The organism is Legionella sp. PATHC039, assembly GCF_026191275.1.
Taxonomy (GTDB): domain Bacteria; phylum Pseudomonadota; class Gammaproteobacteria; order Legionellales; family Legionellaceae; genus Legionella; species Legionella pneumophila.
In genome coordinates, this window is the sequence record NZ_JAPHOP010000001.1 from 1,866,946 (window position 1) to 1,891,312 (window position 24,367).

Consider the following 24,367-nt stretch of genomic DNA (forward strand, 5'->3'; position numbering starts at 1 on the left):
AAAACAGATAAAAATTACCATTTTATTTTCAAAGATGTGCCTACTGCTTCCTGAATAGATTTTTTATCAACTTTTCTCGAAATTTCCTGATTTTTAATTAATAATTTTAGTTCATTATCAAAAAGTTTCTGACTTCTTTTGATTTCTTCTACTCCTTCGCCAGGAAGATTACCAAGTATCTCTGTGAGTTTACTATCGTAGAGTTCCTTTAAAACAGATAAAACGTCATCATGCGCTCTGGCATCGTTTGATTTTCCTTTAAAAAAAGATACTCCTTCTTTCTGAGCATAACCCGTGGGAGTTCTAATCCTATTATTTTTAATTTGGACATACAAATCATTAATTTGTGCCATAGCAATTAGCGGATTTTGATTGAGTTCTTTCTTTAAATCGTTCTTAAATTTAAAAGGACGTTCCAAAATAGAATTGGCATCGGAGTTTTTAAGAAATTTTGACGGGGAAGAGATATTGGTATGAGCGCCTGCCTTCATCAGTTTGACGCATAAGTGAAAATACTGCTTGGATAAAGCGATATCTAATATTGTTTTTCCTTGAGTATCTTTTTTATTTAAATCCACTTCTTCTTTTAAAAGAAAATCACTTAAATTCATAAAGTATAGTTCTTCTTTTTCTTTTGAGGATGGAAACGTATGTATATCATGCAATGCTTGGTGAAAAGGATTTCTTCTTTCAGAGTTTCTTTTATGAAGTAAGGTACCGTTTTTCTTGACAATATCCAATATAATTGGCAAATCATATCTTCTCATGGCACTATGTAAAATATTATTTCCAAGTTTGTCTTCGAAATCGACCCTTGCTCCCTTCTCTAATAAAATTGTTGCCATTTTCAAATCATTAACTACCACGGCATAATAAAGAGGTGGATTTCCATTAGCATTGGGTTGATTAATTAATTTCTTATCTTTCTCAGTTATAATATTCGCTAAAGCTTCCCTGTTTTCAGCCTTCGAATAAAAAACATAATGCAGGACAGTATTCCCGCTGGTATCAGTTAAATGCGTATTAGCTCCCTTTTTCAATAAATAACTGACCAATTTGGGATTACCGGAATTTATAGATAACATTAGCGGTGTTGCTTGATCTTTGGTTAAGGGTATATCAATATCTACCCCGGTACATAAGAACTTTTTAACCAGACTGACACTTCCTAAAGAAATAGCTATCCTCAAGGCTTCTTTATTCAAAAGAATTTTCTCATTTTTAGCAATTATTTTACCTAATGTTTCTTTATCCTTCCGAGCCCATATCGCCTCCAAAAGCTCATCACTGATATCAGCACCGGAATTTAATAGTTCATCGAAAATCTTCAATTTATGATTTTTATAGGCCAAAGTGATTGCGGAAGAACCGCTGTTATCCGGTTCATTGATCTGAATAACCTCTGTGGTTGTCAAGGCTGATAATAACTCGGGAGTTCCATATTCAGCGGCATAATGGAATGCTGTTTTGCCATGATTATCCTTGATGTTTAATACCTTGATGGCATTCTCTTGGCTCAGCACAACTTTTAGTATTTTTCCCATGATTTGCATATTTCCACACTCTGCAGCATGGTGAAGAGCGGTTTTGCCATCATAATCCTGAACAGATAAATCCGCTTTTTTTGCAATAAGTTCATCAATCATTGCTATATTCCCTGATATAACAGCCAAATGAGCAGGAGTTTTACCTACATAAATTGGCGGTGCTCCTTGCTCTGTACGTTGATTAATCTGGGATTCATTGCAATTTGACAATAATAATTTTATCTCGCCGGGATCACTAATATAGATTGCGCCTCTGTGTAATGGATATTGCTCATTTAATGATGATAAACATTTTTGAGTCTTCCGATGCAGTTTTTCCGGGTTTAAATCTAAAAAATCCATATGTTTGATTTTTTCATACGATGGACTATCCAGCATATCCCGAAATTTGGTTTGCTCTTCCAAGCTTGAATGATATCCATATAAAGTAATGGGAGTCTTTTTTTTACTTTGTTCAATAATTTCTACTGTATTAAAAATTGCTTCCTTCACAACAACAACTAATTCCTCAGCGCTATATAAATCAAAGACATTAGGTTCGTAAAACGTCGCTGGAGGTAAACCTTGTTGCATTAAAAGAATATTTAATAAATTATTGACAAAGGTACGGCCATTGGCATCTCGAAAAGGGTGTAATACTTCGTACATTCGAATATGCTTAACGATAATTTTAAGTTTTTCATCAAGCGTTTCGGCGGTTTTTATTTCCTGGTTGTAAGATTGGGTAATTTTTTCCAGGTAAACATCCACATTTTTCATTACTGCAAGATAAAAGTGATTGGTATTACTATGCCCATATTTGCACATATCGAAATAGATTTGCTTGGCAAGATCAGGTATTTGTTCTGGATTCAGATTTTTAAAATAGTTCTTATCAAAGCGTGGGCTAAATGGACCCACTTTGCCTGGGCCAAATTCAGCTTCGCCTTCTGTCAGAAATACCAGGTTCAGGAATTCTTCAATACCTTTAATCGAGGCCCGGGCAGCTGGAATACCAAATGAAACAGGTTCATGTGTTCTGATCTGACCTGGATTTTTTTCCTGTAATTCCTCCACCTTTTTTCCACACTTCTTGTGTATCCTCTTTATTAAATCAACGCTTAATTCAAATTCCTCTCCTGATTTCTCAACTTGTAATGCAATAGAACATAAACTCTCCAGAGCGGCGTTAAGACATCCTGGCTCTCTCGACTCATAGCCTCTCCACCCATTTTCTTTTGACCAGAAGCGTCCATCAACAAATAATCTCCATATTTCTTCGCGTGGATAGGCTTGAAAAAAATATAATCCAGGTAGGTTTGTCATAGTTTTTACCAATTAAAAATACCAAGTTATTAATAATTATAGGACAATGTGGACAAATATAGCCTTTTGAGGCAACAGGAGGGCAGAGAAACTAAGGACCTAAACTAAACATATCGCAAATTGAAGGGTGATAAGTATATAATATCGACCTTGATTATTTATAGAAATCCAGGAATAGACATGCGCGCATCTCAATGGTTTTTGGTCACTCAAAAAGAAACTCCCAACGATGCAGAAATAGCATCCCATCAATTAATGCTAAGATCAGGAATGATTCGTAAGCTTGGCTCAGGACTTTATACCTGGATGCCACTTGGCCTTAGAGTGCTTCGTAAAGTTGAAAATATAGTTCGGGAAGAAATGAACAAAACTCATGCCATGGAACTGCTTATGCCATCAGTACAACCCGCTGAATTATGGCAAGAGACGGGACGTTGGGAAACCTTTGGTGGTCAATTATTAACCATGAAAGACAGTAATCAAAGAGAGTACTGCTTTGGGCCTACCCACGAAGAAGTCATTACCGATATCATGCGTAATGAATTGCAATCGTATAAACAATTGCCAGTCAATTTTTATCAAATACAAACCAAGTTTCGCGATGAAATCAGACCACGGTTTGGGGTAATGCGAGCACGTGAGTTTATTATGAAAGATGCTTACTCCTTCCACCTCAGTCTTGAAAGCCTGCAAGAAACCTATCAGGATATGTATCAAGCCTATTGCAGGATTTTTGATAGAATGGGACTCAAATATCGAGCAGTTGAAGCCGATACAGGAGCCATTGGTGGTTCGGCGTCCCATGAGTTTCAGGTATTGGCTGAATCGGGTGAAGATCTGATTTTTTATAGTGACGCCAGCGACTATGCTGCAAATATTGAACAAGCGACCAGCTTAAGACCACCGAAAGCGAATCAATCATGCAATGAAACAATCACATTGGTCGATACTCCAAATCAAAAAACAATCGATGAAGTAGCCAGCTTCCTTAGTATTGCCAGTAATCAAACCATCAAAACCTTGATTGTCAAAGGCAAGGAACATCCTATGGTGGCTCTGGTCTTAAGAGGAGACGATGAGCTCAATGAAGTCAAAGCAACCAAACATCCCTTAGTTCACTCTCCCCTGTCCTTTATTGATGAAGAACTGATTTTAAAAACGCTAAAAACTCCCTTAGGCTCCATAGGACCAGTCAAATTAAACATTCCTGTCATTGTTGATCATCAAGCGTTGGCCATGCCTTCATTTGTCTGTGGTGCCAATCAGACAGATAAACACTTTATCAATGCGGCATGGGATCGCGATGCAAAATACTATGGTGCCTATGATTTACGCAACGTTAAAGAAGGTGATCCAAGCCCTGATGGAAGAGGAACGCTTCACTGCTGTCGTGGAATAGAGGTAGGACACGTTTTCCAATTGGGTGATAAATACGCCAAAGCCATGAATGCGTCTGTTATCAATGAGCAAGGACAATTACAAACCATGATCATGGGCTGCTATGGATTAGGGATCACTCGTGTAGTCGCTGCCGCGATTGAGCAGCATCATGACGAACATGGAATCATCTGGCCTGAAGCTTTAGCACCTTTCCAAGTCAATATTATTCCTCTTAATGGCGCGAGATCACAAGCCGTTAAAGAACAGGCAGAGTCACTATATCAGCAACTCAAATCTCATGGCATTGATGTATTACTCGATGATCGTAATGAAAGAGCAGGTGTATTATTTGCTGATAATGACTTGATAGGGATTCCTCACCGATTAGTAGTTAGTGAGAGAAATCTGGAGCAAGGCTGTATTGAGTACAAATCCCGAACTTCAAGCGAAACTCAACTGATCAATCTGGATGAGGTGTTTAATTTTATTATTGAGTTAATTAATAAATAAGATTTTCTACTCCTCACTTCCTGCATTATCTGTATTTTAACAATGCGGTTTGGATTAAAAATTAACCTGAACCGCATTAAAGATAAGCCAATAACCCTGGGCTTATGATAAGAATTATATAAGAACCAGTTGATATCCAAGCTTTGTTAAGGCTGAGGAAGCATTTATGCCGCATCGAAGCCTTGTACGTGATTTAATGTTGTGCGTCAAGGCTTCGAGACGATGCTTATGCATCTCCTCAGCCCGAACGATCCGAGGTGGCAACTGATCTTATCTATCATTCAAGCTAAATATTAAAAACCATTTGAGGCGGCATTAAAATATCCGTCTGCAACTCCGCTGCAGGATTGGAAAATTCCTCCTCTTCATCATAAGAAAGTATCCTGTTTTTAGATTCTATCTGAACCTCATTTACTGGGGCTATTGGAGGCGCGGTTTTAAAACGTTTTAGTTTAGCCTCAAAATCATAAAAATCATTGAGGTTATCAAAACGCTTGATAATCACATTGGTTTTCCTTTCTTCTTCAAGAATCTTATCGCTTAAAAATTGAATTTTTTTGTTACCAGAGTCCATCTGTTGTGCCAGATTGCTTTGGATTAAAACCATTTCATTAACCAACACATCATATTTTGTCATTATTTTTTTAGTTAACAACGATTGCAAAATGCTATCTGAGCGTCCTTGTAATTCATTAAATTGATACCTCCAATCATCCTCTGTCTCTTCCTGTCTAAACATGCCAGGAATCAAACCAACAATCCTGCGAGTCACTGTAGAAAACCATGATTGGGACTGTTCTTCATCGACCTTATGCATTTTATTATATAATTCTGTAAGATCAGCTTTTAACTGCTCATCCTTTATCTTATCGATTTGCTCCATGGTCATCGTATTTCTATCCATGCTTTTTAACGTCTTTCTGTCAAGAAAATAATTTTGCATATTTTCAGGAAATTGACTGAGGTTTTCGGGTATTTGGCCATTAATCCACTCCTTTAGTGTTAAAATCTCCTTCGCCTTGCTTCGGCATTGCTCTGGAAATAACTCTACTTCGGGATTGCCCTTGATGCGATCTTTCAAAAAAGGTAAGTGTTTGGCATGGATTCTATTCAGATTCAGCAACTCTAATCTATTTTGCTTTAGAGAAAATTCTAACTGACGGTACGCCTCTTTTAATTCAGTTAACCTGGATTTATATTGCATAAACCCTTCAAATAATGCGGATGTCCCTTCTCCTTCAATAATTAACTCAACATACTCATTAAATCCTGTATATCCTTTTTTTACTTTCACGTTAAAAACAGAATATCCTTCTATTACCTCCAGCTCCTCCTTAATTTTTCGCGCTTTAAAATCAAAATATTTCGATTCATCCATGATATCCTGGTGTTTTTCCTGAAAACTATTCCAAAGAGTACGAATCATCCCTCGTAATTGCACTAGAGGCTCACGCAATAGGGAATATGAAATGGATAATTCATTGATTTTTTTACAAAGAACATAATACATTTCATTCAATGTATAAACCTTGCGACTATCATTTTGCTTTTGCTGAAGTTGCCTTTTAACCTCTTGCCATTCAGAATGAGCACTTAAGATCTGACTGTTATTTTTTTCAAAGTCTTCTAAAACAGAGCTGAATTTCTCCCCCAACAAATAGTATTGAGCTTCTTCTTTGCACTCCTGAATAAAATTAATATCCAGCCCACCCTCATCTCTACCCAGAACAGTTAAACTGTCCATGGTATTTAATGTTTGATTAATCAAATCACGTGTATTTTTATGACCAAATGAAAAAATCCAAACATCCTCCAATTGAGCTTGATGTTTGCATAAGGCTCTATATAATTTTTTGATAGCAACCTGTTTGGATAAAGAATCTCTTGCTTGTTTTACTCCGTTGGCCAAAACCAATATTTCATTTGCCGCTTTTTTTACTGCTGACCGCTCAATCCAATACCAAGGTCCTCTGTTTTCAGGCTTAGCCCAAGCCAATGTCTTGTCAAGATGATGAATGATTTGTGTAGCTGTACTATCCAGATAGGTTTCTTTTAAAATCTTAAGTTCTTTATGTTCTTCAAAACCTGCTTGCTGATACACTCTCAGCATATCACTGATAATTGGTTGCATGCGGAATTTTTCGCTCAATTTCTCTTTGTCTAACCATCTGCTTTCATAATCAATTAATAACAACTCCAAAGCAAGAAAGTTATCCGCATTATGAACTCTCTCTATTAGGCCTTGTTTAACACTGATAGGTAATGAGGAGTTATTGATTGCTTTACTAATATCCCTGGCCCACAATTTCAGTTGGCTGTGCACAAAAGCTAATCGATAGGGCTCTATATCACCATCATGGTAGCTTAACATCGCACCAGTTACTTCTACTGCTGACTCAAGGTGACGATGACTGCGCTTTTTCTTCTGAGTTGCTTCTTTTTTCTTTAAACGAGCTGATAATTTACTCCACTTTATCTGTTCACTTAAATCGACCTCTTCCAAATATTTACAACGCAATGCATTGACTGAGTCACTGGAGAATCTATTTTCTGTTTTTGCTTTCAACTGATCTCGATTTAGGTTCCAAATGCTGGAAACAGATTTTTCATAGGCTTGAATTGCCTTTTCCAATTCTCTGGTTTGTAAGCGCTGAAAAACATCCCTACGGACATAGGGGTTTGGATACATTTTTTTAGGATCAGAATCTTCCAAACACTTTGTCCATTGCTTCTTTAGCGAATCAATCAACTCATTTCTTTGCGCAAATAATTCATTATCCAGCTGTCTCCATTCTGACTTGGGGTAAATTAAATGCAAAAATGCTTGCCATTCTTCCAATTGATTTAATACCGCTTGTTGAATATTAGAAACAGATTGTATGAAATACTGTTTAACTGCTTCTTCTCTTCGTCTTTCAGCCAAACTTTGCGTATTTAATTCTTCCTGCAAATTCTTCCTGGCAGGGAAAACCCGATACCCCGCATCCATATCAAACCGGCTGATTTGCCCAACCACTTCACCAACGGTTTCCTCTATTTCGGTTATCCTGACGACACGCCCCTTCCCTTTATAATAATCATATAGTGAAGAAAAATGAGATAAAGTTCTATCGTCTACATTAGAAAAATCAATATGATTAAGAATAAGGTAGCTTGAGACAGGATAGCCGCATCTATCCATAGACAGTTCCTCATCCTCTATCGCTGCGTGCGAGCGGTAGGAGGTCAAATCAGAAAGTGTTGAGTAATTAATACCCCCAACCCGGTAAGTACCAGACTCAGAATTCACCTCTGCCACAGAGGAAGGTATACCCAAACAGGTAAAGAAATCTCTATCACCCTTCTCAAGATAATCCTGAGCTATTAATCCGTGATTTGCAAAACACACGTCGACGGTACCACCATCAGCAAGCACCCATTGCATGGCAGCAAGAATTGCTGCAGGTGGAGCGCTCAGGTTTTCATTACGACTGACTCCCATTAACACATTTTGTTCTTGATGATGTAAAGACAATAAAAGAGAAATCATTTGTGTAGTATCAAAGAATATGCCGGTACTGCGAAAATACTGCTCTCGCATCACTGCGAGTAACTTCAGTTGAGTTCGCAGTTTATCCTCTTTGCTAATATCGAGTCTTCTCATCTCCATAATTAAAAAATCAGACAAATCCTGCAACTTATTCCTGCCTAATTGCGTTAAATTAGTATACGTTGCACTCGCTATTTTTAGAGGAAAATCCCTGCCTATTGCATTGATAAATACAACTTGTTGAGCCAATTCATATTGCCCTTTACACGATAAACCCGATCCATCAACCAAACTTTCAATCTTGGCAATAACCTCTTGAATTTGACTTGTGTCAAATTGCTCATTAAGAATTTGTTCTCTCGATTTAACAAGAATACCTTCTTGATTCACTTTGGGCGCCCTGGCTCCGACAGGATCTCTATCAAATGAATCAATATATAATTTTAACTCTCTTGAGTATTCACGCAATTTCTCAGAAAAAGCGTCTAATTTGGGATAAGGAGGATAATCAAATAAAGAAGAAATATCTTTTAGTAAAACACTATGGATCTCAAGGCGAGACTGAACATTGAATAATAAATCACCATTTACACTCTCAACATTTCTTCCAAGTATAGTCAGTATTTTTATCCATTGTTCTAAGGTTTTCTCATCCGTTTTTTCAAGCTTATCGATAAGACGGCAATATCTGGTCAATTCTGATTTGTCATACTTCTTACTTGATTTAATGAGTACCGTTAATAAGGAAACCAACTCAGGAAGGTCCGTCGATTTGGAGTAAATAATCTCTGATGTGGATTGAATAAATTGTATGAGCAGTTCATGCTCGACATCCAAGTCAGCCTTTTCCACTGCCTCAATCACAGCATTAAATAAGGATTTTGATTTGTTTTCATCGATTCCCTTCAGAATATTGAACTCGATTAATTCCTTCAAAAGCTTGATCTCTTTGTTAATGAATTCAATTTGTTCATCATTTCTTGTTAAACAACCACCAAATTCCTTTACACTTTTGAAATTTAATTGATTTCGAGTGATTTTCATGCCATGAATTCCCTGAAAAATAGAATGCCCTCATTATATATAAGCTGCATAAAATGTAGCAGATAAATGTAAAAGAAAATTTGAAATATTACTCGATGTCCAATACAGCATTTAACAGCTGCCTGGTATAAGGGTGTTCTGGTTGCCGAAGTACCTTCTCGCACGCTCCATATTCAACAGCCAAGCCGTCTTTCATAACTAATACATCATCAGCGATATAAGAGACGACCCCCATGTTATGGGTTATAAACAAATAGGAAATACCTCTTTGCTGTTGCAATTCCTTTAATAAATTAAGAATTTGTGCTTGAACAGAGACATCAAGAGCACTGGTCGGTTCATCACAGATTAAAATATCGGGTTCTGTCGCCAAAGCTCTCGCAATGCAGATCCGTTGTCTTTGTCCACCGGAAAACTGATGGGGGTATCGATGCAGACTGGTAATTGGTAAGTTCACTTGTTCGATTAGGAGTTTTTGTTGTTTCCTGATGTAAGAAGGCTTCATTCCCTGTGCATGCATCCCTTCTGCGATGATCTCTCCAACTGTCATGCGTGGATTCATAGAAGAAAAAGGATCTTGAAAAATAATCTGTACTTTTTTTCTGTATCTTCTTAAAGCGCTTCCTGTCATAGACAGTACATCACTATCCTTATATCTGATTTTCCCCCCGGCCGCTGGCAATAACCTCAACAGAGCACGGCTTGCAGTTGTTTTCCCACAGCCCGACTCTCCAACCAAAGCTAATGTTTTACCTCTGGAGAGATTGAACGATAAACCATCAACGGCTTTGAAAATGGTTTTCTTACGGCTCAAAAAGCCTTTCTTATGTATAAAATGAACTGATAAATCATCTACAGTGAACACAATCTCTTCTTTTTCAACGGAAGGAACCCAACTTATTTTATTTTTATCCAGTAATGGCAATTCTTTGATATCAGGATACAAATGACATCTCAACATACGCTGCTCAACTTCTTGTAATTGAGGCTCCTCATGGTGACAACGTTCAAAAGCATAAATACAGCGTGTATGGAAACGACACCCTGAAGGCATAGATTCCAAAGAAGGTACCGTGCCTGCAATGATAGACAGTTTTTCATTTCTTTTTGCAAATGAAGGTAGGGATGTCAAAAGTTGCTGGACATAGGGATGCCTCACTTTTGAAAAAAAATCTTTTACTGAAGCCTGTTCCACTACCTGCCCTGCATACATCACACAAATTCTATCAGCCATGGTTTTAGCCACACCCAGATCATGAGTAATTAATAGCAGACTCATCTGATGTTTCTTTTGTATTTTTTTTAGTAAGGACAATATTTGAGCCTGGATAGTCACATCCAAAGCCGTAGTAGGTTCATCAGCAATAAGGATATCTGGCTCGCAAGCCAACGCCATAGCAATAACTACCCTCTGCTTTTGACCACCAGACAATTGATGTGGGTATTGATAAATTCTCATTTGTGGTTGAGGCATTTCTACCTCATTCAATAACAATATTACTCTTTCTTTTATTTGCTCTTTTGTCAAACACCGATGCCTTTTTAAAACCTCAGCTATCTGCTCTCCAATCGTTAATACGGGATTTAAAGCAGTCATCGGCTCTTGAAAAATCATCGCAAGCCTGCGCCCTCTTAACTCCCTCATCATTTTCTCAGGTAAATTTAAGATGTCCTCACCGTGAATATTGATTTGGCTGTCAATCCCATAGACACCAGCTCTGGGCAGTAATCTCATCATAGCCAATGAAGTTAATGATTTACCACATCCTGACTCTCCCAGTAAAACCAAAGTCTCTCCTGGATTTAGACTAAAACTCAATTTATCCAAAGCCAGAACTGTTTTATCAGGGCTTTTAAAAGCAACTGACAATTGATTAATTTTAGCGGTGTTTTGCATGGAATTTGCCACAAATAATGATAACTACACTCTAACAAGAGAGGGGTGACAGTAGCAATAAAAATACCATACCACTCTGAGCAAAAGAATGTTTATGATAGAATAAGCACAATTAATATTTGAGTGAATACCCATGTCAGAAAACTACACTGCGGAAGCGATTGAAGTCTTAAGTGGTCTTGAGCCTGTTCAACGACGTCCCGGTATGTATACCGACACGACACGCCCCAACCATTTGGCTCAGGAAGTGATTGATAATAGCGTCGATGAAGTACTCGCTGGATTTGCCAGCCGTATTATTGTTACTTTACATGAAGATGGTTCTATTGAAGTCGAGGATGATGGCCGAGGTATGCCAGTCGATTTACATCCTCAACTGGGCTTAAGTGGTGTCGAGGTCATTATGACTAGACTTCATGCCGGAGGTAAGTTTTCAGATAAAAATTACAGCTTTTCTGGCGGCTTGCATGGCGTTGGGGTGTCCGTGGTAAATGCCTTGTCTGAACGACTTGACGTCACCATAAAGCGCAATGGGATCATTTATCAAATGACCTTTGCTAATGGCGACAAATTATGTGAATTAAATGAAACCGGGGTTACAAAAAAAAGAGAGACCGGGACTGTTATACGTTTTTGGCCTAATGGCAAATATTTTGACACTACAAAAATTTCTGTAAAACACCTAACTCATGTATTAAGAGCAAAAGCGGTATTGTGTAGTGGCTTGTCCATGACCTTTATCAATAAAATCACTAATGAAGAAATGAACTGGTGTTATGAGCAAGGTTTAACTGATTATTTACGGCAAACCTTGCCCGAAGACTATTTGCCTGAAGAACCTTTTGCCGGAGCATTCAAAAGTGATGAAGCAACCGTTGATTGGGCTTTGGCCTGGTCAGACTCTGCCAATGGCAATTTAAATGAAAGTTATGTGAATTTAATCCCGACAATACAAGGTGGCACGCACGTCAATGGATTGCGTTCGGGATTATTTGAAGCCATGTCTGAATTTTGTGAGCTGAGAAACCTTCTTCCTCGTGGAGTAAAATTGACAGCGGATGATCTATGGGAATCATGCCAGTATGTTTTATCAATCAAAATGAAAGAGCCGCAATTTGCGGGGCAAACCAAAGAGCGCTTGAGTTCACGCCAAACCTCAGGACTAGTCAGTAATGTCATAAAAGACGCTTTTGCAATTTGGTTGAATCAGCATCGCAACCAGGGTGAAGCCATAGCAGCTCTCGCAATAGAACGCGCACAGAAACGGCTAAAGCAAGCCAAACAAGTGGCACGCAAACGTGTTAGCCAAGGGCCTGCTTTACCTGGAAAATTAGCCGACTGCTTGCAAACGGACTTAAGTCAAGCGGAACTATTCCTGGTTGAAGGAGATTCGGCAGGAGGGTCGGCCAAACAAGCCCGCAATAAAGATTATCAAGCCATTTTACCTTTACGTGGAAAAATACTTAATTCATGGGAAGTAGATTCTTCACAAGTTCTGGCATCCCAGGAAATTCATGATATATCTGTTGCTATAGGCGTAGACCCTGGCTCCAGCGATCTCGAGGGTCTTCGCTATGGAAAAATCTGTATTCTCGCTGATGCAGATTCTGATGGAGCTCATATTGCCACACTAATATGTGCTTTGTTTTTAAGACACTTCAAACCTCTGGTTAAAGCAGGCCATGTTTTTGTAGCCATGCCCCCGCTCTATCGAATCGATGCAGGTAAGCTGATTCACTATGCCCTGGATGATGAAGAAAAAAATAGAATCGTTCAACATCTCAGTCAAACCACAAAATCAAAAGTGAATGTACAGCGATTCAAAGGATTAGGTGAAATGAATCCCATTCAGCTTAGAGAAACCACAATGGATCCCAATACAAGGCGTCTGGTACAGCTTACTCTTGATGATGAAGAGCAGACGGAAGCCATTATGGATATGATGCTCAACAAAAAAAGGGCCGCCGACAGAAAACTCTGGCTAGAAACCAAAGGAAACCTTGCTGAAATTTGAGCTAAGGTGCATTAGCAATTGGACACCCCTTTAGCGATAGCCATTATCGGCTACTTTTCTATCTTACCCTTGGTAATATGGATAGTAACCGTACACGGGGTATGCAAATTTTTCTGCTTATAAGCCTATTTATTTGAGTTGTCTTTCCCGCGAAGGCGGGAAGCTAACTAAAAATAAACCCTTGTGCTAGCTATATGGATAGATTCCCGCCTTCGCGGGAAAGACAGAGGACTTAATATTCCTTAATTACATACCCCATGAACAGTTACTATGGATAGCCCGCACCACGATAAAGCAAGGATACAATTGAATTTGATAGATTACCTTTTTACCCTACCATTTCAGCAAGGGGATAATATTAGAATAATCATCTGTCCATAAAAACTGATCATCATCTGCTACAAATTTCCAGTTTGTTCCTTTCATCACTTGAAACGCCAAGGATTGATTTGAGGTCAGCATAGCCCACTCTGAATTAAATTGCCCCAACTTCTTATCTCCCTTATGCGCTAAAAATAAAGTTATCATATTCAAAGCTCGCCCAATTGCATTAATTACCGGGAGCATTTGCAGATGTCTGTTACTTAGATTAACCAAAATAACTCCATCTTCGACAATTTTCTTCTTATATAAGGTGAAAGCTTCAAGTGTCATCAGATGGACAGGAATAGCATCTGAATTAAACGCATCCAAAATTAACAAATCCTGTGAAGCATCTGGCATATTAACCAAGGCCAATCGACCATCCTGTTTAATAATCTCAGCTGAAGGCGAACAGTCTCGTATGTATGTGAATAATTTATTGTTTTTAGCTAAATCAATTACTTGTTGATCAATCTCAATAACCTTTATGGAATCAGTTGCCCGAAATTGGCACAGTAGTGTTCCTGCACCCAACCCCATAATCGTTGCAGAAAGCGGATGAAATTCCTTCTTCAAAATATCAACTATTGGGGCTATGGCCCCATAATAGGAGCTTCTTCCATAACTTGCTTTTTCCCCATTCATTACCTGCATCCCATGGAGGGTTGACTGGCTTATTAATGCATGCACGTCATCCTTTTTGAAGACTTGCTTGACGCCGTAAAAATTTCTTTCCTTGAGTAAAATCTGTTTGTCTTGCAACGGAGGAAAGTAAAGGAAAACAAATAAAATGAGCATGGATAGTACAAGATTGATTTTATTACTATGCCAAATCACAATAATTCCAAGTGCCAAAATAGCAAGGATGTGAAAAGTGGTAGTGCTTTTAAACCAAGGAACGGTAGGAATGAAATAATGAAGCGACAGCAAACCCAAAACAACTAATGGCACCCACCATCCTCGGTTAGTTTTCGGCAGCTGAAGAGCAAATAAACTTAATAAAATGGCTAATGGGTATTCATAAACATAATTAAACCAATTTGGCGCTAAAATTCCATTAAAAATCCCTGCTAAAACTCCTCCGATAGACAAACAAAAATAAAACAAAGTGAGTTTATGTGGCTTGGGTCTTCGCGCAAATAACTGGCCATGACACAGTAAAGCCAAAATAAAAAAACTTAACAGATTAAATAACACCAATTGCCACACTCTGATTTGGCTAACCCCAAAAATGAATCCAAGAATTGTAAAAACCAGGAAAAACAGGCAATTACGAGAAATCCATTTTTGTGAAATAAGGGGGGTCGCTGTGAAGGTAAATACAAATGACAAAAGGTAAAGCGCTAAAGGCAAAACCCAAAATAGAGGAGTTGCGGCAACATCAGTTGTGATATATAAAGTAACTCCCAGCATCAAACTGCAAGGGACAAAACTCAAAAAAATCCAATAGGCTATCTCTCGCCAAGGCAAAAAATCCACCTCTTTTTTTTCAGTTAATATTAAGGGTTGGTATTTTGTAAAAAATAAGACTGTTACCAACAGTAGCAAATAAATAGCAAATCCAAAGTTCCATAAATAAAATTGATGAGTCAAACCAATAAATCGCTCGATAACCCATGGATAAAAAAGCAAGGCACTCAAGCTTCCAAGATTACTGGATATGTACAAATAATAAGGGTCTGAAGCCCCTTTGCTTTTTGTCTGGCTATAGGCAAATTGTAATAAAGGGGCAGAAGCACCAATTACTAACAAAGGCAAACCCAGTTGAATTAACAAATTATGAAGAATCACCCATTCAGGTTGTCCATCCCTAGTTGCAGGATGAAACAGCAATGGAAGTGCTGTAAAACTTAAAACAACCAAAACCATATGGATCAAACGCCAAACAGCAGGTTTCTTAATCTGACTTAAAAGCCATACGTAGCCATATGCAATGAGCAGAATAAATTGAAAAAAAAGCACACAAACAGTCCACACACCTGGTGTCCCTCCATAAATTGGAAGTATTGCTTTTGCAACCATGGGTTGAATACTGAATAAGAGAATGGAACTTATAAAAAGACTGACTGGAAATAAAAATCGAAACACAAAGCAATCCTTAGCCAATGGTGCTGCCAAATGAATTAATCGATCATTTTACGACTACACTCTCGTTCATACAAGGATGAATTATTACTCTGCAAAAAAATTTGTAACCATAATTGATAGGGATGTTTCACAAACACATATTATTTCATATTGACAGATGGAATAATCCATTTATGGTTTTTGAAGCTTTTGTAAACATCCCATTACTTGAAGATAGGCACTGATTCCATATCAACTGATACATAAAATGAATACTTTATTTCTTTTCCTTTGAAGCTGATAACATCCAATGAGCTTTTTCATGAGCCGCAACTCGATCGCTTAGAATAGTCACAGTACCTTCGTCTTCATTTTCCTGGGCAATTTTAATTGCCTGATTCAAATCTTTTACTATCATCATATTATCTTTTGCCAACTCAATGACCATCTCATTAGCACTCAATCCGGAATCACCATCTTTAATCATTTTCAATTGATTGAACTCGATAAAGGTAGCAGGAGCCTTATGTCCCATGATTCGAATTCGCTCTGCAATTTGATCCACTGCTTCCGCCAGTTCTTTATATTGCATCTCAAATAATTCATGCAAACCTTTAAATTGAGGTCCGGTAACATGCCAATGGTAATTTTGTGTTTTCAGGTACAACGCATAAGTATCAGCAAGAGCGACTTCCAGCTTTTTAATTACTTTACTCATTATTCTTTCCTTGTTATTTATTCACGTTATTAAAGATAGTTCAAAACAGTCAAAGAACAAAATAGACATTAATAAAAAACCCGCCTTTACAGCGGGTTTTTTATTGGATAACCGGGAGAAAATTACATCATTCCACCCATGCCACCCATTCCGCCCATGCCGCCCATATCGCCGGCACCAACACCTTCTTCTTTCTTAGGCAGATCAGCAACCATACATTCAGTAGTCAACATCAAACTGGCTACAGAAGCTGCATTTTGCAGAGCCATACGGGTTACTTTGGTTGGATCAAGAATACCCATCTCAACCATATCACCGTATTCGCCAGTTGCAGCGTTGAAACCGTAGTTGTCTTTGTGCTCAGCTACCTTGTTTACTACAACAGAAGCTTCATATCCCGCGTTAGTAACAATCTGACGCATTGGAGATTCAATAGCGCGACGTAAAATATTGATACCCATATTTTGATCGTCATTATCGCCTTTCAATGAATCAAGAGCTTTCTGAGCACGAATCAAGGCAACGCCACCACCGGCAACGATACCTTCTTCTACTGCAGCGCGAGTAGCATGAAGAGCATCTTCAACACGAGCTTTCTTCTCTTTCATTTCAACTTCTGTGGCAGCGCCAACTTTGATAACAGCAACACCACCAGCTAACTTAGCAACGCGCTCTTGTAATTTTTCTCTATCGTAATCAGAAGTGGTTTCTTCCATTTGTGCACGAATTTGAGTAATACGAGCATTAATTTCAGTTGCTTTACCTTCACCATCAATGATAGTGGTGTTTTCTTTGGTAACAACGATTCGCTTAGCACTACCAAGATCTTCCAGATTAGCACCTTCCAGGCTCTTGCCAATTTCTTCAGAAATAACTTGACCCTTAGTCAAAATAGCAATGTCTTGCAGCATCGCTTTGCGACGATCACCAAAACCAGGCGCTTTGACAGCACATACTTTTACAATACCGCGCATGTTGTTAACTACCAGAGTAGCTAAAGCTTCGCCTTCAACATCTTCTGCGATGATCAATAAAGGACGGCCAGATTTTGCAACACCTTCCAATACGGATAACATTTCACGAATACTGGAAACTTTTTTGTCAACCAATAAAATGAATGGATGCTCAAGTTCACAGCTCATGTTCTGCTGGTTGTTGATGAAGTATGGAGAAATGTAACCGCGATCAAATTGCATACCTTCAACAACAGAAAGCTCATTTTCCAATCCATTACCATCTTCAACGGTAATAACACCCTCTTTACCAACTTTTTCCATTGCTTCAGCAATGATAGCACCAATCGCTTCATCCGAATTAGCAGAAATAGTTCCAACTTGAGCGATAGCCTTGCTGTCTTTGCATGGCTTAGACATAGCTTGTAATTTCTTGGTAACTGCTAATACTGCCTTGTCAATACCGCGTTTGAGATCCATTGGGTTCATACCGGCAGCAACTGCTTTGTGACCTTCAACAAGAATAGAACGAGCCAATACTGTTGCAGTAGTAGTGCCATCACCAGCAGTATCAGAAGTTTTAGAGGCCACTTCTTTAACCATTTGAGCGCCCATGTTCATGAAGCGATGCTCAAATTCAATTTCTTTGGCAACAGACACACCGTCTTTGGTTACAGTAGGAGCGCCGTAAGATTTTTCCAATACAACATTACGGCCACGTGGACCCATAGTAACTTGAACTGCATCTGCTAATGCATTAACGCCAGCAAGCATTTGTAGGCGAGCGTCATCACCAAAACGTAATTCTTTAGCCATTATCATTGTCTCCTTTAAACAATTAGATTACTTCTCGATTACACCCATGATGTCGTCTTCGCGCATCACAACTAATTCTTTTCCATCAACTTTAACTTCAGTACCAGAGTACTTGCCAAACAATACCACATCACCTACTTTAACTGCTAAAGCACGAACATCACCATTTTCCAATACTTTGCCAGCGCCGACAGCAATGATCTCACCACGCATAGGTTTCTCGGTAGCACTATCTGGAATAACAATACCACCAGCAGTGGTACGCTCTTCTTCCATACGACGAACAACAACGCGATCGTGTAAAGGACGAATTTTCATACTTTTCTCTCCTGATTAAATTAAACTTTAAATCATTTAAGTATTGCTTTCCTTAGGGCAAACAATACCGATGACAGCGATATGGGGACAAGAAATAAATTTTCAAGGGTAAAATCAAAAAAAATTTTGGATTTGGGATTACAGAGTCTACAATAATGTTTATTAGTAACTGTAAAAGATATCGAATGAAAAAGTGGCTCTTATTTTCCCTATTATTTTTAACTTCCCTTTCTGTTCATTCTGAACCTTTACCAGCTTCTGAAGTATTTAAGGTTAGTGTAAAAAAAATAGATCCCAATACCTTTGCCATACAATGGAATATCTTGCCCAAGTATTTTTTATATAGCGACCGTATTCAATTAAATTCCGATAATGATGACATTGCACAGCTTGGAACTCTTCGCTTCCCCACCCCCTTAACCAAAACGAATAAACAAGGGCGAACCTTTAAAGTTTACCGCAATCAGCTTACCCTTCCAGTGGGGGTCCTGGGCATTACCCCAGGAGAAACAATAGTCAATTTGGGTTTTCAAGGATGTGCTGACGATGGTTTTTGTTATCCCCCCGAAGTAAAACAAATCAAACTGGCAATTGACGATAAACTGGCTCTTTCTCAAGTTGATTTGGAAACATTCCATGCACCTGAAGCAACACCTCTTGAAAAACCGGAGCAAGACATCGCTGATATATTTGCAAATCATAATTGGATAATGATTCTGCTTATATTTTACGGGTTTGGCCTGCTCCTGTCCTTCACGCCTTGCATACTGCCTATGGTTCCTGTTCTTTCAGGTATTATTGTTGGCCATGGGAAAACGGCAACAACGAAAAAAGCGTTTTTCCTGTCATTAAGCTACGTTCTTAGCATGTCTGTCACTTATGCTATTGTGGGTGCTGTCGTTGCCTTGCTTGGAGCCAATTTACAAATCAGTATGCAATCACCTTGGGCTATCAGTCTATTCAGTCTGATATTCGTTTTGCTGGCCTTGTCCATGTTTGGCTTTTATGAATTCAAACTGCCAGACGCATGGCAAAGCAAAATTGTAGGTTCAAGTCGTGAACAACGTGGTGGACACTATCTTGGGGCAGCCATCATGGGATGTTTGTCCACGCTCATTCTGTCGCCATGCGTTACAGCACCATTAATTGGAGTATTAACCTACATTGCACAAACCGGAAGCGTGTTACTCGGTAGTGTCACTCTATTTACATTAAGCCTCGGCATGGGTACTCCACTACTGGTGATAGGAACTTCTGCTGGTAAATGGCTACCAGAAACAGGAAGCTGGATGAATGCTGTTAAAGCTTTCTTTGGCATATTACTTCTTGCTGTTGCCATCTATCTGATGGCACGCATTTTACCATCAGGTCTGGTCATGGGGCTATGGGCTTGTCTCCTGATTTTTTCCGGCATTTACTCAGGTGCCTTAACCAAATCGAGTACAAATCAGGAAAAGCTCTGCCAAGGCATTGGTATCATTTTATTAACCTATGGATTGCTGATTCTCATTGGAGCTAGCATGGGCTCTTCCAACCCTTTGCAGCCTTTAGCCAACTTACAAGCAGCCCCTACCGTAGCCAACGCTTTTGAATCGGCTAAAGCCCAATCTGTTAAAAGTGTTGAACAGGCTATAAAACAAGCGTTTGGAAAACCAGTGATGCTTGATTTTTATGCTGACTGGTGTGCATCATGCAAAGTGATGGAAAACACCACGTTCAAAGATCCTCGTGTACAAAAAGCTTTGAGCCATTTTATCGTTATCAAAGTGGATGTGACTGCCAATAATAAAAATGACAGAGCATTAATGCAGCATTTTCGTGTAGTAGCCCCCCCGACTTTTATCTTTTTTAATGCTGATGGCGTACAACTCAATAATTTGAAAAGAGTTGGTGAATTGAACGCCGATGAATTCATGCAAACAATAAAAAGCATTGATGAGAACTAAAGTAACTACAGACACTTTTGTATGAAATCAGTCGACACTCGAACGATTAAGCAGTATAATTAGCTCATTTTTTTTACAGATAGAAGTTTATGAATCATAAAGTAGGATTTGTAAGTTTAGGATGCCCCAAAGCACTGGTCGATTCAGAGCGAATCATTACTCAGCTTAAAGCACAAGGCTATGAATTGGTTCCCACTTATGAGGATGCTGGAGTCGTCGTGATTAATACGTGCGGATTCATTGACAGCGCTGTCCAGGAATCACTGGATACGATTAAAGAAGCGATGGCTGAAAACGGGCGAGTAATCGTTACAGGTTGTTTAGGAGCCAAAGCGGACGTAATTAAAAATGCCTGTCCTGATGTCCTGCATATCAGTGGTGCTCATGCCTACGAAGAAGTAGTCAATGCGGTACACCAACACTTGCCGCCTCCTGCAGACCCATTTACACAACTGATTCCCCCACAGGGAATAAAACTTACACCTCGGCATTATGCTTATTTAAAAATATCAGAAGGATGCAACCAAAAATGCACTTTTTGCATTATCCCGACGATGAGAGGAAAATTGCAAAGCTATCCAATGGCCCAAATTCTTACTGAAGCTAAAAAATTAAAACAAGCCGGAGTTAAAGAATTGCTGGTTATCTCACAAGATACCAGTGCTTATGGTGTGGATACACGTTATCAGCAGGTCGAATGGCAAGGAAAAACAGTCAATACCCGTTTTTACGATCTATGCGAACAATTAGGTGAATTAGGAATTTGGGTGAGACTGCATTATGTCTATCCCTATCCCCATGTTGATGATATTGTCCCTCTAATGCGCGATGGCCTGATTTTGCCTTACCTCGATATACCATTGCAACATGCCAATTCACGCATATTAAAAGCAATGAAAAGACCCGCCAGCAGTGAAAATACCTTATTGCGGATTGCTTCATGGAGAGAAACTTGCCCTGACATTACGTTACGCTCCACATTCATTGTAGGTTTCCCTGGTGAAACAGAAGAGGAGTTTTCCGAATTACTAGCCTTCCTTAAAGAGGCACAACTAGACAGAGTCGGTTGTTTCAAATACTCCCCTGTTGAGGGAGCCAAAGCAAATGATTTGGATAATCCTGTTTCAGAAGATATTAAAGAAGAGCGTTATCATCGTTTTATGCAAGTACAAGCAGAAATTAGCCGTAATAAACTAAAAAATAAAATTGGCAGTACTCAAACCGTTTTAATTGATGAGATAACCGAAGATCAAATCATAGCTCGCAGTAAAAGCGATGCTCCTGAAATCGATGGTCTTGTTTATTTGCCTAAAATATCCGGGATTACCGTTGGGTCTTTTGCAGAAGCAATGATAACCGACAGTGACGACTATGATTTGTTTGGTGATTTGGAATATTCTATTTAAGTTGATGTCATTGTGTGAACGGTTACTAATAATCTACAGTCAGGTTGCAGTAACTACAACTTCCAAGTTCATATTCGCCTCAAAAGTGTTGGGTTGACCATATCTTTGAAAAACAAGGCGCATAAAACTTCAAATTTCGGATGAAGGAGGAGAAGGAGCCTCATCGTAAAAATCTGCAATCGTTTCTTCTTTTTTATGTTTAAAAAATCCTATTTGGCTTATTCTTACCGCACTATGATTGCTATCGGTTTTTAATTCACTGGTGCTTTCTAACATCTGATACAACCCAACATTTCCGTCTAGCATTAGAGCATGGCAATTACCGAAAAAGTCAGTTTTATCTGAAGAGAGGGACAATTTATTACGCACTATGCTGATAAAAGCGAAATCTTCAGTATATTGGGCCCCATATTTTTTTGATAAATATCCCTCAAATTCCTCTTGCTTTTCTGGAGGGATGTTCATGGATATTAAAAGCTCTTTACTGGTTGTACTGATTTCATTTATATTGACAATGTAATCATCAAACGCCTCTTTTAAAGCCGTTTTTTTGCTTTCACTAATAAATAACTGAAAGTGTTGACGTGCAAAAGTTCTTATCTCCTCCAAAACCATGTCTTCAGTTAAAATAGTAATGAAAGGATGCCCTAAGACCGATTGAAAAAGCCTCCGCTTGACCCCAGAATAACAAGATGGCCTATCCCCTTCCAGGTCATCATACTCTTCGTGTTGGTTTTTTGAATTAATACGCGTTTTATCCCAATTATGTGAACGACCAATGAGTGCTAGTTCTTCTACAAAATGGTCTAATCGGGATTCAATAGTATGCCCGTCAGTGGGCTCTGCCTCTTTATCAGTCGCAGCCAACCACAACATTGCAATAAGGGGTTGATACTCTTCAAAAGTTGACCATTTAGCGGAAGTTAGTTTATCGATATAAATATATTCCGCTTCAGGATGCATCCATGGATTGGGCTTAGCTAAATAACGCCATGCCGTGTGATTCTTATTTTGGAAATAAGACTTTAGGGCTAGCTCGTAATCATTTTTGCTTAGTTTAATTTGTTTAAATTCTTCAAAATCGATAGGCAGGATAATTGTCCTTCCTTCCTCATTAATTATCGATGCAGGATTCGCCATATACCTTTCTTTTAATCGATCACGTAAAGCTTGCATGAGCTTGGCTGTACCTACACTCTCGAGAGTAGGCCGATAGCGCTTGATGGCCTCATTTAGGCGTATTTGTTCTCCTTTTGTCAGCGAAGTCATTGACGATTCACTATCTCTGCTAAGCTGTGCTAAATCTAATTTTCCATTTACTTCATCTCGATAAAAATCGTTTTCTTCGCTCAAGATTCTCACTTCGGGAATATTTAATAAAATTGAAGCAGCATCATGATTCCCTGTTGTCAAAGCAAGCCGTATCAACTCATTTGGCTGGTTGGGAGTAACAGCGGTATGCGCTAAAGCTTTTACCGATGGTATATTCAATAAAAATTTAATCTCGTCATCCAGATTGCGATCATTGCGACGAATCAAATTTCTTACCATATAAAAACAAATTTTGGCCTGTTCTTTATCCTGGATGTCAAATACAGCAGGGGGGGTTAAATTGATTGCCTCGCGATGAAGCACAGCAAGTCGATTTTCAATGAATGGATTAACGCTGCTAGTACCGTGTTCATGCCTATGAGCTTCAGCATAGGCTAAACAGCTGCTGCTATTTGAAAGCAACCAATCACTGACTTCGAAATGTCCATTTTCTAAAGAAGCGCGGTAAGCAAAAAAATTATTGGCTGCTACCATTTTATCAAATAATTGAGGAGCTTTCGATTGCATGTGCTTTAATAGTTCGATATGGCCACTACTTGCTCCCAATCTGAATCCATAATAGTCTTGTGCCTGAATCATTTCGAGAACATAACTGGGAGCCTTTGTTTCCAAGTGTTTAATTACATTGATATGTCCATTGCGTGCTGCGTGTTTATAGGCATAAAAATCATCGGCACGGATCATTTTCAATATCTTACTGGAAGCCCAAGTTTCTAAACATGTTAATACATCCAGGTTGCCGTGCTCAGCTGCCTTTTTGTATGGATAAAATTGATTATCCTTAATCATCTCCAAAATAATGCCATCATTACCATTTTCTTTTGCATACTCATTCAAAAATTTGACATTCCCTAGAATTGCAAATAATGAGAATAGATTATTTTTGCTAAAGCCAAGTATTTTTGCTGATTCAAGGAGTATTGAGAAATTCTCAAGTTGCGTTAACGCAATACCTAACCAGGCTTGCTTTTTTTTCCATTGATCATGGAGCTTGGGGAGATATTTATTTAATAGAAAAATTGCGTCTTTGCTTGTTTTGGCTTTCATAATAGAAAGCACAGACTCATCCAGAACTTCGTAAAACAGTTGATTATCATGCCACATTGAAGCAGGGATCAGTTTTGCTTGTCTATGCTTCATTCGTTCTTCATGTGTTTTGAATCTTGCCATGGCCACTCAAAAAACTTATAAGAAACAGTATAGTACCAGAAAACCCATGAAT

12 protein-coding genes are annotated in these 24,367 nt (G+C 38.7%); 4 read left to right on the forward strand and 8 right to left on the reverse strand.

What is annotated here, in order from left to right; genetic code table 11:
* Positions 1 to 14 precede the first annotated feature (14 nt).
* Entirely contained in the window at positions 15 to 2,864 is a 2,850-nt protein-coding gene (ankX, locus tag OQI99_RS08460; RefSeq protein WP_265731702.1) for a Dot/Icm T4SS effector AnkN/AnkX/LegA8, read from the reverse strand.
* Between the two features lie 168 nt (positions 2,865 to 3,032).
* On the opposite strand from ankX, the gene OQI99_RS08465 reads away from it, so the two are divergent.
* Positions 3,033 to 4,742 carry a proline--tRNA ligase gene (locus OQI99_RS08465; protein ID WP_265731703.1) on the forward strand — a complete coding sequence of 570 codons (1,710 nt, stop codon included), beginning with the start codon at positions 3,033 to 3,035 and terminating at the stop codon, positions 4,740 to 4,742.
* 286 nt (positions 4,743 to 5,028) lie between these two features.
* On the opposite strand, the gene OQI99_RS08470 is transcribed toward OQI99_RS08465, so the two are convergent.
* On the reverse strand, positions 5,029 to 9,315 hold the full coding sequence (locus OQI99_RS08470) for a hypothetical protein (protein WP_265731704.1): 4,287 nt from the start codon (positions 9,313 to 9,315) through the stop codon (positions 5,029 to 5,031).
* An 88-nt stretch (positions 9,316 to 9,403) separates the two neighbouring features.
* Positions 9,404 to 11,212 (reverse strand): dipeptide ABC transporter ATP-binding protein, encoded by a 1,809-nt coding sequence (locus OQI99_RS08475; RefSeq protein WP_265731705.1) that lies wholly within the window; start codon positions 11,210 to 11,212, stop codon positions 9,404 to 9,406.
* 133 nt (positions 11,213 to 11,345) lie between these two features.
* On the opposite strand from OQI99_RS08475, the gene parE reads away from it, so the two are divergent.
* Positions 11,346 to 13,226, forward strand: coding sequence for a DNA topoisomerase IV subunit B (gene parE, locus OQI99_RS08480; protein WP_015444751.1), 1,881 nt, complete (start codon positions 11,346 to 11,348; stop codon positions 13,224 to 13,226).
* Positions 13,227 to 13,559: 333 nt separating this feature from the next.
* On the opposite strand, the gene OQI99_RS08485 is transcribed toward parE, so the two are convergent.
* From OQI99_RS08485 to groES, 4 genes are all read right to left on the reverse strand, one after another.
* Entirely contained in the window at positions 13,560 to 15,677 is a 2,118-nt protein-coding gene (locus OQI99_RS08485; RefSeq protein ID WP_265731706.1) for a fused MFS/spermidine synthase, read from the reverse strand.
* A 256-nt stretch (positions 15,678 to 15,933) separates the two neighbouring features.
* Positions 15,934 to 16,374, reverse strand: a complete 441-nt coding sequence (locus OQI99_RS08490) for a Dps family protein (RefSeq protein WP_265731707.1) — start codon at positions 16,372 to 16,374, stop codon at positions 15,934 to 15,936.
* Between the two features lie 122 nt (positions 16,375 to 16,496).
* Positions 16,497 to 18,143, reverse strand: a complete 1,647-nt coding sequence (gene groL, locus OQI99_RS08495; RefSeq protein WP_061513677.1) for a chaperonin GroEL — start codon at positions 18,141 to 18,143, stop codon at positions 16,497 to 16,499.
* Between the two features lie 27 nt (positions 18,144 to 18,170).
* Positions 18,171 to 18,461, reverse strand: a complete 291-nt coding sequence (gene groES, locus OQI99_RS08500) for a co-chaperone GroES (RefSeq protein WP_010946424.1) — start codon at positions 18,459 to 18,461, stop codon at positions 18,171 to 18,173.
* A 185-nt stretch (positions 18,462 to 18,646) separates the two neighbouring features.
* Between groES and dsbD the strand changes: the two genes are divergently transcribed.
* The gene (gene dsbD / locus OQI99_RS08505; RefSeq protein WP_265731708.1) at positions 18,647 to 20,407 is read left to right on the forward strand and encodes a protein-disulfide reductase DsbD; all 1,761 of its coding nucleotides are present in this window, start codon (positions 18,647 to 18,649) and stop codon (positions 20,405 to 20,407) included.
* Positions 20,408 to 20,496: 89 nt separating this feature from the next.
* Positions 20,497 to 21,813: a 30S ribosomal protein S12 methylthiotransferase RimO gene (gene rimO / locus OQI99_RS08510; protein ID WP_265731709.1), complete on the forward strand. Its 1,317-nt coding sequence runs from the start codon at positions 20,497 to 20,499 to the stop codon at positions 21,811 to 21,813.
* 129 nt (positions 21,814 to 21,942) lie between these two features.
* Here rimO and OQI99_RS08515 read toward each other — a convergent pair whose 3' ends face one another.
* On the reverse strand, positions 21,943 to 24,315 hold the full coding sequence (locus tag OQI99_RS08515) for a hypothetical protein (protein ID WP_265731710.1): 2,373 nt from the start codon (positions 24,313 to 24,315) through the stop codon (positions 21,943 to 21,945).
* Positions 24,316 to 24,367: the final 52 nt, after the last annotated feature.